Annotated in this window: 9 protein-coding genes; 5 read left to right on the top strand and 4 right to left on the bottom strand. The window is 64.4% G+C overall.

The features are described from left to right. Window positions 1-42: 42 nt before the first annotated feature. From ACSHT2_RS18040 to ACSHT2_RS18025, 4 genes are all read right to left on the bottom strand, one after another. Entirely contained in the window at window positions 43-645 is a 603-nt protein-coding gene (locus ACSHT2_RS18040) for a hypothetical protein (RefSeq protein ID WP_440642738.1), read from the bottom strand. A gap of 288 nt (window positions 646-933) precedes the next feature. After that, window positions 934-1,161 carry a hypothetical protein gene (locus tag ACSHT2_RS18035; RefSeq protein WP_440642737.1) on the bottom strand — a complete coding sequence of 76 codons (228 nt, stop codon included), beginning with the start codon at window positions 1,159-1,161 and terminating at the stop codon, window positions 934-936. Window positions 1,162-1,739: 578 nt separating this feature from the next. Continuing rightward, the gene (locus ACSHT2_RS18030) at window positions 1,740-3,062 is read right to left on the bottom strand and encodes an HlyD family type I secretion periplasmic adaptor subunit (protein WP_440642736.1); all 1,323 of its coding nucleotides are present in this window, start codon (window positions 3,060-3,062) and stop codon (window positions 1,740-1,742) included. A gap of 10 nt (window positions 3,063-3,072) precedes the next feature. Further along, window positions 3,073-4,851 (bottom strand): type I secretion system permease/ATPase, encoded by a 1,779-nt coding sequence (locus tag ACSHT2_RS18025; protein ID WP_440642867.1) that lies wholly within the window; start codon window positions 4,849-4,851, stop codon window positions 3,073-3,075. Between the two features lie 500 nt (window positions 4,852-5,351). Between ACSHT2_RS18025 and ACSHT2_RS18020 the strand changes: the two genes are divergently transcribed. The 5 genes from ACSHT2_RS18020 to ACSHT2_RS18000 all read left to right on the top strand — a co-directional run bounded on the left by ACSHT2_RS18020 (window position 5,352) and on the right by ACSHT2_RS18000 (window position 16,134). After that, on the top strand, window positions 5,352-13,673 hold the full coding sequence (locus ACSHT2_RS18020; RefSeq protein ID WP_440642735.1) for an ExeM/NucH family extracellular endonuclease: 8,322 nt from the start codon (window positions 5,352-5,354) through the stop codon (window positions 13,671-13,673). A 195-nt stretch (window positions 13,674-13,868) separates the two neighbouring features. Continuing rightward, on the top strand, window positions 13,869-14,153 hold the full coding sequence (locus ACSHT2_RS18015; RefSeq protein WP_440642734.1) for a helix-turn-helix domain-containing protein: 285 nt from the start codon (window positions 13,869-13,871) through the stop codon (window positions 14,151-14,153). 402 nt (window positions 14,154-14,555) lie between these two features. Continuing rightward, window positions 14,556-14,870, top strand: coding sequence for an LmrA/YxaF family transcription factor (locus tag ACSHT2_RS18010; protein ID WP_440642733.1), 315 nt, complete (start codon window positions 14,556-14,558; stop codon window positions 14,868-14,870). Window positions 14,871-15,059: 189 nt separating this feature from the next. Beyond that, window positions 15,060-15,578 (top strand): Spy/CpxP family protein refolding chaperone, encoded by a 519-nt coding sequence (locus ACSHT2_RS18005; protein WP_440642732.1) that lies wholly within the window; start codon window positions 15,060-15,062, stop codon window positions 15,576-15,578. 169 nt (window positions 15,579-15,747) lie between these two features. Then, window positions 15,748-16,134: a DUF302 domain-containing protein gene (locus ACSHT2_RS18000; RefSeq protein ID WP_440642731.1), complete on the top strand. Its 387-nt coding sequence runs from the start codon at window positions 15,748-15,750 to the stop codon at window positions 16,132-16,134. Window positions 16,135-16,316: the final 182 nt, after the last annotated feature.

Here is a 16,316-nt window from a genome sequence, read left to right as displayed (position 1 = left end):
CGGTCGGCTCGAAAGGCATCCTGCGCTGCCGGCGTATCGTGTTCAGCGCGGCGGCGGGAGTGCTGCCGCCTTCGCAAGCTCGTCAGCGGGCACGGATCTGTTGGTCCGTACGAATACAATGCGGGAGATCGCTGCTATTTCTGCGTCAGGTCGGCCATCTTGACCAATGAGGATAAGTCCGGCCCCGCCATTAGCTACATTTAGAATGACTGGCTCGCCGCTCCACGTCTTGATTGGCTCCATTCCGATGATGAGAAATTCACCCATGGGTTGGTCTAGATACTGAAGCCTCAGTTGTGGACCGACTTCCGCAGCCGCAAGTTCAAAATCGAATAGCTGGGCACGCGCATAGATCGCAGCCAGAGTTACAACATCGGTTCTGAAGCCTAGCTCGACCGCCGATACAGCGACGAGCTCCACGTCTGTTTTCGTAGAACCAACGACAAAGGCCGGTCGAGCGAGAATTTCCGCAGCCAGCCCTCCGACGCCGCAGCCTTTCTTGTCCAGCGCGTTACGGAGAGCGAACGAGTCTAGAAAAGTCCCCAGCGCAATCGTTTTCCACGTTGGGACGTCGGTGGCGGATCTGACCGGCACCTGCGGCACGGCAGCCGAAGGAGCTTTCTTGAGCGTCAAATGGTTCTGCAAGACATCTCGTGCGGTGCATTGCGCCCGAGCTTCACTCGCGAGTTGGAATATGCACACCGCGCAGAGCATCGCGCAGACAAGACGGCGGCTACGCCCGCTTGTCGAACGATCATCTCGTACGCGGCAATCAACTTCCTTATGAAAAATTGCGCCCATGGCAGCCTCTCTTGTGCAAGGCGCGCGCTTATCGAGATCAGAAAATTGCTTCAGTATCGTTCCGCCAGAACAGCTTCGGCCAACAACGACTACCAAGCGTAGGACAGGCTTCGTTTGAAAACGCTATGTCGGTCACATCATGGCCCCGGGGAAGAAACAACGGATCTCGATCCGCAGCGCCTCGCCGAGCGTCCAACCGTAGAGGGGCCAGGCCACTGTGCGACCGGCGCGATTCGGCTCCCTGATCGCGGCCTCGTCCGGTACGTCCCACCATTGGCTCTTGATGCGCACGCGGTAGTGGCCCTCCTTCACCCCCAGTCGGCGTCGGATAGCGCCGTGCCGTCGGCGCCGGAACAGCATGGACCCCTGCCGCTTTCTAGGCTCTCGAACCAGCAATTGAGTTGGGGCGGCCCCGATCATGCGCGTGCGCCGCGAAGGACCATGCCAGCAGTACGATTGCCGCCCTGATAGCGGTCGTCGGAATTGTCTTCGTCACTGCAATCTCCTCAAGCAAACAAAGAGATTTGCGCCGCGACTTCCGCAATTAGAGTAATCGAACCATCGGGGGTCTGATATGAACCGCTTCACATGACGCGCCAACTCCAGACCAGCTGGGTGGCTCCTGGAATCTTCGGCTGCATCGAGACAGACCCGGCAACTGCGAACCGTTTGCTGAATCAAGCAGGCATCGGAAGGTCCGTTGGGGCACTTTAAGAAAAGCTCAACGCGAGCAATTCCAGCCCGCTAGACGCTGTGAGGCGGACCTCAAGGGGCGAGCCGCAGCTTCGCCTTAGGTCAGAAGCAGACTCAGGCAACATCAGCACACCACGCCCGCTCGCTTGGCGAGGATCCGCAAATCCAACGGCTTGGAAAGTTGGGATATCGTGCTGGCGGCAATGCGGCCGCATGCTGAACAACGATGGCGATAGGGGCTTCTATTATTTCTGCCGCAGCGCGCGGGCGAGCTGATCTTCCAGCGGCTTGCGCAGGTAGGCGATCGCCGTCCGCACGCCGTTCTGGATGAAGGCTTCAACCGGCATGCCGGGCACCAAAGCCTTGCCGTCGAGCTTGGCGAGTTCGCTCGCGTCGAGGCTGATGCGGGCGACGTAGTAAGCCGCGCCGGATTGCGGGTCTTTGGTCAGGTCTGCGGCGATCCGCGTCAGCGTGCCGTCGAGCTCGGGGGTCACGGCGGCGTCGAACGCGCTGAAGCGGAGCTTGGCGGATTGCCCGACCTTGAGCCGGTCGATCATTTGCGGATCGACCCGTGCCTCGACCACAAGCGAATCCTTCGGCACGATGAGCATCAGCTGTTCGCCCGCGGTGATCACGCCACCGACGGTGAAGACCGATTTCTGGTGGATCAGACCGTCCTGCGGCGCGCGCAGTACCACGCGATCGAGCTGGTCCATCGCGGCGATGCGGCGTTCGCCGAGATCGGCGAGCTTGGTCTCGACGTCGCGCAGTTCGGTCGCGACCTCGCGGCGCTGGTCCTGGATCAGCTGGATGATCTGCAGTTCGGTTTCGGTGATCCGGCCCTTGGCGCGCGCGATCTCGGCGATCAGCTGGCCTTCCTCGCCGGTCAGGCGGGAGGCCTCGCGCTCGAGCGCAGTGAGGCGCGCATAGGGCACCAGACGCTTTTCGTACAGCTGGCGGACGCCCTCCAGCTCGGTTTCGATCCAGCGGATCTGTTCGCGCTTCGACTCGATTTGCGCCTCCAGGCCGCGGATTTCGTCCGCGATCTGCGCCTTGCGTTCGCGCAGCTGCGATTGCTGGCCGCTGATCGCCTCGCGCCGCCGGGCGAACAGCGTGGTCTCGCCCTCGATCATCTCCGCGATCGCGGCGACGGCGCCGCGGGCGGCGATCTCGCCGGGCAGCACCACCGCGTCGCGGCCGTTCTGCTCCGACTGCAGCCGGGCACGACGCACCCCTAGCTGGTTGATCTGGTTTTCGATCAGCGCAAGGTTGGCGCGCGGCAGCGTCTCGTCGAGCCGGACCAGCACGTCGCCGGCTCGAACCTGATCGCCGTCGTTGACGTAGATTTCGGCGACCACGCCGCCGGTCGGGTGCTGAACCCTGCGGACGTTGCTGTCGACCACCACCTGCGCCGGCGCGATCACGGCGCTGGCGAGCGGCGCGGTCATCGCCCAAACGCCGGCGGTGGAAATCACGATCGCCAGCGTGCCGATTCCGAATACGGTGGCGCGCCGGATATCGCGAAACGGATCGCTGCGGCGAGCTTCGGCCGTGCGGGGTGCGGTCATATGGAGGTCCTCAACTGGCGGCGGCAGCCGGAACCGAGCGCGCATCGGGCACCGCCTGCAGCGCCGCGCCGCCCGGCGCCGGATGAGCGGCGAGCGATTTGCGCAGCACTTCGTCCTTCGGGCCGAATGCCTGCACCTGGCCGGTCGCCAGCGTCAGCACGAGATCGACCGCGGCGAGCGCCGCCGGTCGATGCGCGATGATGACGGCAATGCCGCCGCGAGCCCGGACACGCCGGATGGCGTCGGTCAGCGCGGCGTCCCCTTCGGCGTCCAGGCTGGCGTTCGGCTCGTCGAGCACCACCATGAACGGATCCTTGTAGAGCGCGCGCGCCAACGCGATCCGCTGCCGCTGGCCACCCGACAGGGTGGCGCCGGCTTCGCCGATCCGCATCTCGAACCCCTTCGGCAACTTCAGGATCATCTCGTAGGCGCCGGCGGCCTTCGCCGCTGCGATCACCGTCGTCTCGTCGATCTCCGGGTCGAAACGTGCGATGTTTTCCGCTACCGTTCCGTCGAACAATTCGACGTCCTGCGGCAGATAGCCGATCATGCCGCCACGAATTTCTGCCGGCCACTGGTCGAGGGTGGCGCCATCAAGGCGGATCTCGCCGCGTGCGATCGGCCAGATCCCGACCAGCGCCCGCGCCAGCGTCGATTTGCCGGCGGCTGACGGGCCAATGATGCCGACCGCCTGGCCGGCTTCAAGTGCGAACGAGGCGTTGTGCACGATCGCGGCGGTGCCGCCGGGGGCGGCGATCGTGACCTGCTCGACCGTGAGCCGATGGACGGCGCGTTCGGGTGCGACGTCGGGGTTCGGGGCATCGCCGTTGCGCAGAGCGGCGCGGAGCCGTTGGCCCGCCTGTCGCGCGCCGAGGAACGGACGCCAGATGGAGATCGCCAGTTCCACCGGCGCGAGCGCGCGGCTGCCCATGATCGACGCGGCGATCATCACGCCGCCGCTGGCCAGCCCCTCGATCACGAGATAGGCGCCGAGGCCGAGCAGTGCCGATTGCAGCATGAAGCGCAGCGCCTTCGACAACGCGCCGAGCGATCCGGCGATGTCCGCGTTGCGCTGCTGCGCGGCGACGAGATCGTCGTTGGCGGCGCCGATCCGGTCGATCAACCGCTGCTCCATCCCCAGCGCGGCCACGATTTCGGCGTTGCGCCGACCGGCTTCAAGCTGGACGCCGCGGATTGCGCCGGCACGCGAGGCGTCCCGGGTCGGCGCCCGCGTCAGCACCTCGGTGAGCAGCGCGATCCCGAACAGCAGCACCGCGCCCGCGACCAGCGTCCAGCCGAGATAAGGATGCAAGAGAAAGCAGCCGGCGAGATACAGCGGCATCCACGGCAAGTCGAACAAGGTCGTCGGGCCGAGCCCGGAAAGGAACGACCGGACCGAGTCCAGGTCATGGGACAATTGCAGGCCGCGATTTGCGCCGCCGCCGCGCAGCGGCCCGCGCAGGATGTTGCAGACGACCGGTTGCCACAGCGCCGCGTGCAGCGCCGATCCGATCCGGGTCAGAATGCGCTGACGCAGCAGATCGAACAGCCCTTGCATCGCATACGCCGCCGCCACCGCGATCGACAACGCGATCAAGGTCGGAATGCTGTGCGAAGGAATGACCCGGTCGTACACCTGCAGCATGTAGATCGAGCCGGTGAGCATCAGCAGATTGAGCACCGCCGAGAACAGTCCCACCGTCAGAAAGGCCGTTCTGCAGGAGGCGATCGCGGCCGACGCGAGATCGCCGGACGCGGGAGTCGACGCGGAGGACGTTGTTGCGGTCATGATACTCAATTCAAAACGACGTCGGACCGTCACGGTCGGATGCGGTCGGCGTTCGTTAGCGAGGTTCAACGTCAGGCGCATGACAAGCGCGGCGCGCGAAAACGCGGGCCGGCGGCAACGAGGCCGCGACATCCTGCGACGAAACGCCGCCTCGGTTCGGAAGTTCGGCGCGCAGGCCGGCACTCGAAACCTGGCGTGGTCGCCCCTCGCGGCGCGCTGATCGAGCTGTAGCGCGATGACTCATTGGCGATTGCTGCCGGCCGAGAGAGGTCGAGCGCGCCGCCTGTCGCAGGTCGAGTCGTTGGCTCGCACGGTCTTCGGCGCCTTTCGTGTCGCGACTTCACCGGCCCGTTAAGAAGCAGTCACCGATCTGTTGTCGTCGGCGTTCTATTAACACTCATTAACGATCCGTTAACAATCGGCCGTCTGGACCGCGCCCTTACGCATGCCGTGAGGCGGCGATCCGCGACGTCTTCTCTCAAGCGCTGGAGTGGCGATACATGTCGACGACCCCTCATGTCCTGGCGAACGGCGATTTCCTGCAGGACTGGTCCAATACCGGCCTTATCACGACCAACGATGACTGGTCGGGGGTCGCATCGATCGTCGGCTATCTCGGCAACGATGTCGTTTCGGCCGCCGGGGTGGACGCGCGTACGGCCACCGGATCGTCGTCGGGAGATGTCGACGTCGTCGCCAACCAGACCAACACCGCCATCACCAACGGCGGTGTGGCCGAATTCCAGATCGCCAACCCGACGGTGGCGCTGAACGGCTCAAACAGTGCGGATGCCCCCGGCCTCGTGATCCATCTCGACGCCACCGGCCGCAAAGATGTCCGGCTGAGCTTCAACGCACGCGACCTCGACGCCAGCACGGACGACTCCGCGCAGCAGATCAATGTGCAGTACCGGCTCGGTTCGAGCGGGGCGTGGACCAACGTTCCAAGCGGCTACGCCGCCGACGTCACCACCGGCGGTGCCGCGACCCAGGTGACGCCGTTCGATCTGCTGCTGCCTGCCGCCGTCGACGGCCGCAACGACATCCAGCTTCGCATTCTCACCACCAACGCCGTCGGCAATGACGAGTGGGTCGGTATCGACGACATCCGCGTCACCAGTTCGTCCGAATCGTCGATCGAAGCGCAGCACGTCGCCTTCGCGCCGGATTCGCTTACGGTGTCGCATGACGAGGGTAACAGCGGTCCGACCGTCTATCAGTTCACCGTCGAGCGCAGCGGCGGCACCACGGGCGACGTCGCGTTCTCGGGAACGATCGCTTCGGCGCAGACCGATGCGGCCGACTATGTCGGCGGCGAGCCGGTCAGCTTCAGCGGCAACATCGCGGCGGGAGAGATCTCCGCGGTCGTGACCGTCACCGTCGCCGGCGATACCGACAATGAGGCGAACGAGAGCTTCACGCTGACGCTGCAGAACGTTTCCAATTCGGTGGCCGTGACCACAACGATCGGCAGCGCCGCGACGGCGACCGGCACCATCGTCAACGACGAGGTCGGCATTACCAAGATCAGCGCGATTCAGGGCAGCGGAGCCAGCAGCGCCATGGTCGGCCAGACCGTGACCGTCGAAGCCATCGTGGTCGGCGACTTCCAGAACGGCGATGCCGACGCCAATCGCAATCTCAACGGCTTCTATCTCCAGGAGGAGACCACCGATTCCGACGGCAACGTGCTGACCTCCGAGGCGATATTCGTCTACGGCGGCGCCACCGACGTCCAGATCGGCGACCGGGTGCGCGTCACCGGCTCGATCAGCGAATATTTCGGCCTGACCGAGCTCACCGCCAGCAACATTTCGGTCGTCCAGGCCGGCGCGGTGGCCGACGTCGACACGATGGCGGTGCAGATCGACCTGCCGTCGATGGGCACCACGCTGAGCCAGGACGGCGACTACCAGCCCGATCTTGAAGCCTATGAAGGCATGCTGGTCACGATTCCGCAGACCCTGACCGTCACCGAGCAGTACAATCTCGACCGGTTCAACGAGATCAAGCTGGCGGCGGGCGAACGGCCCGAACAGTTCACGCAGGAGAACGCGCCCGACGCCGCCGCCTACCAGGCGTATCTGGCCGAGCTCGGTGCTCGCACCATCACCTATGACGATGGCCTCAACGTCCAGAACGCCGCGATCAACAACCTCGACGGTTTCGATCCGAACGACAACCCGTCCGCCACGCCGAACTACGGCACCGCCGATGCGGTCCGGATGGGTGACACCGTCACCGGCCTGACTGGCGTGCTCGACTATCAATGGGCCGGCAACTCCGCCTCGGGGGCGACCTGGCGGATCCGCTCGGTCGAAGATGGCGCCAACACCTTCGGAGCCGGCGACAATCCGCGCACCGATGCGCCGGAAGACGTCGGCGGCCGCCTGAAGGTGGCGAGCTTCAACGTGCTGAACTACTTCACCACGCTGGACAATGGCGGCACCACCGCGATCGGCGAAGCGCCGCGCGGCGCCGACAACGCCGCGGAGTTCGCGCGTCAGACCGAGAAGCTGGTCGCGACCATCCTCGACATGGACGTCGACGTGCTGGCGCTGACCGAGCTGGAGAACGACTTCTCCGCTGCATCGTCCGGCAACTCGATCAAGTATCTGGTCGAACAGCTCAATGCCGTGGCTGGGGCCGGTACCTATGCCTGGGTCGACCCCGGCCAGCAGTTCGTTGGCGGCGACGCCATCGCGGTCGGATTCATCTACGACACCACCGCGGTGAAGATCGCCGACGGTACGACCATCGAGATCCTCAACGACGCCGACCTGCCCGGCCTCGGCCTCGGCGGCCTGCTCGGGCAGAGCACGGTCGGCGCGGTGTTCGACGGCGAGAACACCAGCCGCAACGCGATCGCGGCGACCTTCGAGGAGCTTGCGACCGGCGAAACCTTCACGGCGATCGCCAACCATCTCAAGTCCAAGAGCGGTACCGGCTCCGGCGCCGATTCCGATCAGGGTGACGGTCAGGGCAATTGGCAGAACCAGCGCGAGCTGGCCGCCACCGCGCTGACCGCGTGGGCTGCGAGCGATCCGACCGGCTCGGGCGATCCGGACGTGATGCTGCTCGGCGACTTCAACGGCTACGCCAAGGAGCAGTCGACCGCGCTCATCGAGGGCGCGGGCTATGAGAATCTGCACGGCCGCGAGGACGACGCTTATTCCTATGTGTTCGACGGCCAGACCGGCACGCTCGACTATGCCTTCGCCAACGCCAGCCTCGGCGCGCAGGTGTCCGATGTGACCACCTGGCACATCAACGCCGACGAGGCCGACGCGCTCGACTACAACACCGACTACGGCCGCGACACCTCGATCTTCGACGGCGACTCCTCGATCCGGGTGTCCGACCACGATCCGGTGATCGTAGGCCTCGATCTCGGGGAGCAGGAGCCGACCCCGGCTTACACGCTGCAAATCCTGCATGCATCGGACTTCGAGGCGGGCCTGAACGCAGTCGATCGCGCCGGCAACTTCGCGGCGATCGTCGACTATCTCGAGGAGACCTACGAGAACTCGATCACGCTGTCGTCGGGCGACAATTTCATTCCCAGCCCGTTCTTCAGCGCCGGCAGCGACGGCTCGCTGAAGGAGGTCTACGAAACCGCGCTGGAGACCTACTACGGCCTCGCTGCCGGGACGCTGAACATCTCGCCCGGCTTCGGCACCGCCGACATGGCGATGCTGAACATCATCGGCGTGCAGGCCTCGGCGATCGGCAATCACGAATTCGACGCCGGCACCAAGGCGTTCGCCGACATCATCAAGCAGACCGCCGGCTATCCCGGCGCGCAGTTCCCGTACCTCGCGGCCAATCTGGACTTCTCGGCCGATGCCAATCTCGCCTCGGTCTACACCGGCACGATCCAGGATGCCGACGCCTACACCGGCTTCCCGCCGGAGGCCGGTATCGGCAAGAAGATCGCGCCAGCCACGGTCATCGAGGAGAACGGCGAAAAGATCGGCGTGATCGGCGCGACCACGCAGATCGTGCAGAGCATCTCCTCGACCGGCGGCGTCGAAGTGATCGGCGACAATGTCGATGACATGGCGGCGCTGGCGGCAATCCTGCAGCCGACTATCGACGGTCTGCTGGCTCAGGGCATCAACAAGATCATCCTGGTCAGCCATCTGCAGCAGCTCGCGCTTGAAAAGGCGCTGGCGCCCCTGCTGCACGGCGTCGACGTCATCGTCGCCGGCGGCTCGCACACGCTGCTGGCGGACGAGACCGACGCGCTCCGTGCCGGCGACACCGCTGCCGACACCTATCCGATCGTCACCGCGAACGCCGACGGCAAGACCACGCTGATCGTCAACACCTCCGGCGAGTACTCCTATGTCGGACGGTTGGTGGTCGATTTCGACGCTGACGGCAACGTGATCTCCACCGCCAGCACGGCGGTCAACGGCGCCTACGCCAGCACGGAAGAGGTGGTCGCCTCGCTGTACGACGGCAACACCACGGTCGACGTCGACGATGACGGCGACGTAGATGCCGACGACGCCGATCCGTTTGCCGACGGCGGCCGCGGCGATCTGGTCAACGACATCGCCCAGGCGGTGGGCGGCATCATCGACGTGCAGGACGGCAACACTTTCGGCAAGACGGACGTCTATCTCGAGGGCCGTCGCAGCGAGGCGCGCACCGAGGAGACCAACCTCGGCGACCTCTCCGCCGATGCGAACCTGTGGTACGCCCAGAAGGTCGACCCGACCGTGCTGGTTTCGATCAAGAACGGCGGCGGCATCCGCGACTCGATCGGCTACGTCTATGCGGTCGGCGGCGAAGCGGTGGAGAGCCCGCCGCTGGCGAACACCAGCGTCGGCAAGGAAGCGGGCGAGGTGTCGCAGCTCGATATCGCCAACTCGCTGCGCTTCAACAACGCGCTGTCGATGGTCACGGTGACCGCGGATCAGCTGCTCGAGGTGCTCGAGCACGCGGTGGCGGCGACCACCGCGACCGCGACGCCCGGCCAGTTCGCCCAGGTCGGCGGCATCGCGTTCTCGTTCGACAAGGATTTGCCGGCCGGCAACCGCGTGCAGTCGGCAGCGCTGATCGATGACAACGGCAATCCGGTGCTGGCGCTGGTCGCGAATGGCGAACTGGTGGTCGATCCGGAGATGGCGATCCGGGTCGTGACCTTGAGCTTCCTGCTCACCGGCGGCGACGGCTATCCGTTCGCGAGCTTCATCGCGGCCGATCCCGCCTTTGCCAACGTCGTCAACCTGTCGCCAGACCTGGTTCCGGACGCCGGGCAGGGGGCGAACTTCGCCGCCGAAGGCACCGAGCAGGATGCCTTCGCCGAATACATGGCGGCGAACTACTCCGACACGGCCTACGACGTCGCCGACACCGACCGGGCGCACGACGAGCGCATCCAGAATCTCGACTATCGTCAAGACACGGTGCTCGAAACCGAGGCGCTGGTGCTGGTCGGTGACGACGGTGACAACGAACTCACCGGCGCGCTCGGTGACGACGTCCTCAACGGCCTCGGGGGCGACGACGTCCTCGCCGGGCTCGGTGGCGACGACCAGCTCGATGGCGGCGAAGGCGATGATACCCTGTCCGGCGGCGACGGCGACGACACGCTGCTTGGCGGTGCAGGCGATGACACGCTCGACGGTGGCGCTGGCGACGACCGGCTGGCGGGCGGCGACGGTGACGACACCCTGACCGGCGGCGAAGGCGACGACGTCCTGGTCGGCGGCGAAGGCTACGACACCCTGCAAGGTGGCGACGGCAACGACGAGCTGGTGGCTGGCGCGGGCGACACTGCTGAAGCCGGTGAAGGCGACGACCTCATCATCGTCTCCACCGACGATCCCGCGCCGAGTTTGATCGACGGCGGCGCCGGCAACGACACCGTCAAGCTGATCGGCGGCGGCACGGCGGAACTGATCGCCACGCTCAATGTCGAAAACCTGCTGGTGGCCGCAGGCACTTGGTCGGTGGCCGGATCGGCATCGTACGACGACGTGACGATCCAGGGCGCCGCGACGCTGGCTTCGAGCCTCGTTGTGGACAACAACGACCACGTCGCCATCGAGGCCGGCGGCGCGCTCTCGGCGTCCGGCAACGCGATCGTCTGGCAGGGCGGTGGCGACGCGGTCATCGACAATGCCGGCGAGATCACGGGCTCGACCCGTGCGCTCACCACCACGGCGGGGGCGACCGGCTCGGTGACCCTCAACAACCAGGCCGGCGGCGTCGTCCGCGGCGCGCTGACCCCGGAACGGGCCGGTCACGCCGACGCGACCATCACCGTCAACAACGCCGGCGTGATCGAAGCGAGCGGCCGCGTCCTTGATTTCCGCACCTTCGACAACAACGGCGCGTCGGCGGTGATCAACAACCTTGCCGGGGGCGTCATCCGTCAGCACGGCAGCGATACCGACGTGATCCGCCCGGGCACCGACGGCGTCGTCAACAACTGGGGGACGATCACGACGGATCCGACCTTCGTGGGCGGAGGCGATCTGATCGACTTCCAGAGCGACACCGGCGGCAAGGTCACCAACTATGCCGGCGGCTGGATGGAAGCTTCGCGTCATGCCGTAACCGGTGACAATGCCGTCACCGTCGTCAACAGCGGCACGATGATCGGCCGCAACGGGTCCGCCGTGAACTTGGACACCGACGGGTCGCTCGCGCAGAAGGCCTTCATCACCAACCATGGGGTGATGGAAGGCCGCTCCGCCGAACTGGCCGACTCCGATGGCGACGCCATCGACGTCGACGGCTTGGTGCAGGTGCTGAACTACGGCCGAATTGCCGGCCTCGGTGCCGAGGGCTATCACGACGGCGAACCGAACGTGTCCGAAGCGATCGCGATCGGCGGCGGCGAGATCGTCAACAGCGCTACCGGCGAGATCTACGGCTACGGCCGGGCGATCCAGGTCGACAACTCCAGCAACAGCAACGCACTGGGGGCGACGACCATCGTCAATGACGGTCTGATCCAGGGCGACGGCCACGGACCGGAAGGGGTTTCGCCGGCGGACGCTGCCCGGTTCGACCTCCGCGGCAACGAGGCGATCAACCTCGTCGGCGACTACGAGGACTTCGTCGGCAACAACAGCACCGGCCGGATCGTCGGCGGCATCTCGATGGGCGGCGGCCGCGACACCCTGAACAACTCGGGGTCGATCGTTGCGACGGGCGGTTCGGCGATCGACATGGGCGCCGGTAACGACCAGGTCAACCTCTACGTCGGGGCCACGGTGACCGGCACGATCCTGCTCGGCATCGGCGACGACGTCGCGCTCTCGACATCCGCGGGCGGCTTCGTCATCGATGGTGGGGATGGCAGCGACACCATCGCCATGGACTACACTTACGGCGGCGATGACGTGTTGTTCGGCGGCGCCGGCAACGACTACATCTACGCCGGCGCCGGCAATGACCAGGTCGATGGCGGTGCCGACAACGACACGTTGTACGGCAATGACGGCGGCGACCTGATCGAGGGCGGAGCGGGTGACGACGTCATCGACGGCGGCGCCGGCACCGACACCGCGACCTTCTCCGGCGCGATTGCCGGATACGCGATGACGCTCAATGCCGACGGCTCGATCAACATCGCTGATCAGGTCGGCGCCGACGGCACCGACACGCTCAGCAACATCGAGGAACTCGGCCTCGCCGACGGTACCTGGAAGCTGCGCACCGGAACCGGCGGCAGCGATACGATCGTCGGCGGCCTCGGCAACGATCTGGTTTTCGGCGGCGCCGGCGACGACACCTTCATCGGCGGCCATGGTCTGGATCGTTACGACGGCGGCGACGGCGTCGACACCATCGACTACAGTCACATCCTGTTCGAGCTGACGATCGACCTCGACTCCGGGCTTGCCTACTATCCGGGCTATCTCGCGGGCGCCGACCATCTCGCCGGGATCGAGAACGCGGTTGGCACGGCGTTCGGCGACACGCTGATCGGCTCGGCAGGAGCCAACACCCTGAACGGTGGCCTCGGCGACGACCTGCTGATCGGCGGCGCCGGTAACGACGTGCTGCTCGGCGGCTTCGGCGACGACGTGCTCCGAGGCGGTGCCGGTGACGATACCATCGACGGCGGCTGCGGTCAGGATCTGTTGGATCTGTCCGACGCCACCGGTGCGGTCACGATCAACCTGGCGTCCGGCACCGCGACCGGCGCAGGCATCGGTACCGACCACTTCAGCGGCATCGAGGGCTTCGTGCTCGGCGCCGGTGCGGACCATCTTACAGGCGGCAACGGCGCCGATATGTTCGATGGCGGAGCCGGCAACGACGTCATTGCCGGTGGTGCCGGCAATGACACGCTGCGCGGCGGCGACGGCGACGACAGCGTCGACGGTGGCTCCGGCAACGACGTGATCGAGGGTGGCGCCGGCAAGGACACGTTGAGGGGCGGTTCGGGTGTCGACGCCATCTCCGGCGGCGACGGCGACGACACCATCGATGGCGGCTCCGAGAACGACATGCTGAATGGTGGTGCCGGCAACGACACCATCAAGGGTGGGTCGGGTGCCGACATCCTCGCGGGCGATGCCGGCAACGACATCCTGTCGGGCGGCTCGGGTGCCGACGTGTTCATGTTCGCCGCCGGCTTCGGCAAGGACACCGTCACCGACTTCGCCACCACCGGTGCCTCGGCCGACGTGCTGCAATTCTCAAGCAGCCTGTTCGCCGACTTCACCGAAGTGATGTCGCACACCACGCAGGTCGGCAACAACGTCGTCCTGACGCTCGATGCCGACAACACCGTGACGCTGGCCAATCTGCAGATGGCCTCGCTCGCGGCAGATGACTTCCGCTTCGTCTGATCCGTCGCGGACTGAACCGAACCACGGAACGCAAGAGCGTTCCGTGGTTCTTCGCAAAAGACGCCGGCGTCGATGCTGGTGAAACAAGACGATAGGACCAAACTCAAGAGACGGTTCTTGAACGTCCGCGATGGGTCTTGGTTGTGTGGAAACGGATAAGACGCCACGGTATCGCACCACATCGCGCAAATCTTGATGATGAGCGTCGAAACTTTGCTTGAAGTCGTGCATGACTTGCAGAAGCCCCAGGCAGATCGTCGCATCGCCTCCGTCTTGCAGCGGACGATAAGAATTGGTGGAGCCCCTCTGCCCTTGACTCAAATCGAGCTGGGCATCATGGCCAATGCATCACGCAAGCAAGTGAATGCCGCATTGAAGCAATTCAAGGACGCTGGCCGGCTCACACACACCTGTCGCTCGATCATAGTAAATGACGTCAATGCGCTTCGCCGATATGCCGAAGCGGAGATGAATGATTGAGCTTCGCGGCCTGCGCGTGATTTCACTCTTCGGTGCGTCAAATTTGCTGGGAGCCGCGAACTGGAGTCGCCGCCTGAGATTGCTTCATGCAGTGCACACGATGATGCATGCTGTCCGTCCTGCCAGAGCCTCGCTGCCAGCCTGCCCTTGTTGCGCGCAAACTCCGATGCGAATGTCTGAAATGATGAGTCATTGACGTCGTTTGGGCGATGCGTCCGTCATTTCCGGCGCGCCTAAAGGGTCGTTCTACTTTCACTTTCCGCGCGGCAAAGCACAGCTCGCAGAAGAGGCAATCGATCACTACGTTGCGAGTCGAGTCGCGGTATTGCGGAGTATCTCGGCGAACACGGCGGGTGATGCTCTGAATTTTGTTCATCAGATCTTTGGAGCGTTCGCGGCCGAATGGTTGCCTCTGATTTCCAGTATGGATGTTTAATGCAAAATCCGGCGAATGAGCTGCCCGCGCTCGACGCTGAGCTGACCAAACGGGTAGCGCGCGGGTTTATTGATTCGACCGAGATTGTTGCGGAGTATTTTAGGGGGTGCGGTTTCACTTCCGCGCGCGCATCCTCTACCGCAGCGGCGTTGGTCGCGGCTGTCGAAGGCGCGCGAACGATCGCTCGCCTGGAACGCACGCCGGCGATATTTCAGGGCGCTGGCGGATGTCAGTGTCCAGGGGTGGGCTGCCCCCAAAGCGTGATCCAGGTTCAGTGTTAGCGAATGGCAGCGCGGAAAGTAGCTGCGACCCTGGATCTTCTCGCCGCTGCAATTGCTGTCACCGGCCGTCGTAACGCCGACTCTCGATAGCGACGATGTCAGTCTTCATCAAAAGAGGTTGAGTTTGACCTCGATCAACACCTCCTCGTCTCATCCTCTCAGATTGGTGCCGAAAGATCGGAGGGTTTCATGCGCAAGACACTGATTTACGGCGTGACACTGGCGGCGATTGGGGCAGCCATCGCGACCGTTCCGTCGAAGACACATGCACAGCGCGGCTATGGCGGCATGATGGGCCCCGGCCAGGGTTACGGCATGATGGGAAACTACGGCCGGGGTATGATGGGTGGTTGTCCGATGATGGACGCTACGGCCGATGGCAAGACATCGACTTTCGCGGCGGGGCGTATTGCATTCCTCAAGGCGGAACTGGGCATCACCGATGCTCAAAAGACCGTATGGGATGCTTACGCAGAGACGATCAAGGGCAATCTGCAAAGCATGCAGGGCATGTGGCAGACCATGAAGACAGTGGCCGAAGCCAAGACCCCGGCTGATCGCCTTAGCGCGCAGATTGCCGCGATGGAAAGCCGGGTCGCTGCGCTCAAGGAAGTCAAGCCGGCCCTTGAGAAGCTCTACGCTGCACTGAGTGACGAACAGAAGAAGAAGGCAGATGAGGTGCTCACGGGCATGGGTTGCATGATGTGATGCGCAGAACGGTGTTGGCCTGTCCGTCTTGGTTCTTGCCGACATCGTTGGAGCAAAGGAAAACTTACCGGTCTGGCGGCTCTGCAGAAGAAGCAGGACATTTCTCCTGACCTCACGCGGAGCGCTCGGCACTGATGGTTTGTTGTCTCGATTGCGAAGGGAGTTTCCGATGAGCTATTATTTCAGCAAGACGCTGCCGGTCGGCTTTGATGAGGCCGTGCGTCGCAGTATTGAGGGCCTCAAGCAGGAGGGCTTTGGGGTCATCACCGAGATCGATCTGAAGGAGACCTTCAAGAAGAAAATCAATGTCGACTTCCGCAACTACCGCATCCTCGGCGCGTGCAATCCCGTGCTGGCCCATGAGGCACTAAAGCTGGAAGACAAAGTTGGTACAATGCTTCCTTGCAATGTTGTGGTCCAGGATGTTGGAGGCGGAAGGACCGAGGTAGCAGCAATCGATCCCGTCGCATCTATGCAGGCCATTGACAATGCAGGGCTGAAGCTGGCGGCGGATCGGGTCGGCGCCAAGCTCAAGAAGTTCATCGAGGCGCTCTGACACCCGGTGGTTCAGGTCTATTCTTTGTCGCGAGATGCCTACGACCCCTTCGGGCTCTTATCCATGGCGTGAATGGCCACGGCGTCTCGGTCGTCGCGCCCAGGCTCCGCTGCACACTTAGAGGTTTTAGCCGCAGAGACGGTGAGATTACCCGCCGAGTTAACATCCCAATGGGCTACCGG

The sequence above is a fragment of the Bradyrhizobium sp. PUT101 genome (genome assembly GCF_052043945.1).
Classification (GTDB): domain Bacteria; phylum Pseudomonadota; class Alphaproteobacteria; order Rhizobiales; family Xanthobacteraceae; genus Bradyrhizobium.
This window is presented reverse-complemented; position numbering and strand designations above follow the sequence as displayed.

Excerpts from the sequence above, each read along its gene's own strand:
- ACSHT2_RS18035 (WP_440642737.1), bottom strand. The coding sequence starts at position 1,161 with ATGCTGTTCCGGCGCCGACGGCACGGCGCTATCCGACGCCGACTGGGG.
- ACSHT2_RS18030 (WP_440642736.1), bottom strand. The coding sequence starts at position 3,062 with ATGACCGCACCCCGCACGGCCGAAGCTCGCCGCAGCGATCCGTTTCGC.
- ACSHT2_RS18025 (WP_440642867.1), bottom strand. The coding sequence starts at position 4,851 with ATGACCGCAACAACGTCCTCCGCGTCGACTCCCGCGTCCGGCGATCTC.
- ACSHT2_RS18020 (WP_440642735.1), top strand. The coding sequence starts at position 5,352 with ATGTCGACGACCCCTCATGTCCTGGCGAACGGCGATTTCCTGCAGGAC.
- ACSHT2_RS18015 (WP_440642734.1), top strand. The coding sequence starts at position 13,869 with ATGATGAGCGTCGAAACTTTGCTTGAAGTCGTGCATGACTTGCAGAAG.
- ACSHT2_RS18010 (WP_440642733.1), top strand. The coding sequence starts at position 14,556 with ATGGTTGCCTCTGATTTCCAGTATGGATGTTTAATGCAAAATCCGGCG.
- ACSHT2_RS18005 (WP_440642732.1), top strand. The coding sequence starts at position 15,060 with ATGCGCAAGACACTGATTTACGGCGTGACACTGGCGGCGATTGGGGCA.
- ACSHT2_RS18000 (WP_440642731.1), top strand. The coding sequence starts at position 15,748 with ATGAGCTATTATTTCAGCAAGACGCTGCCGGTCGGCTTTGATGAGGCC.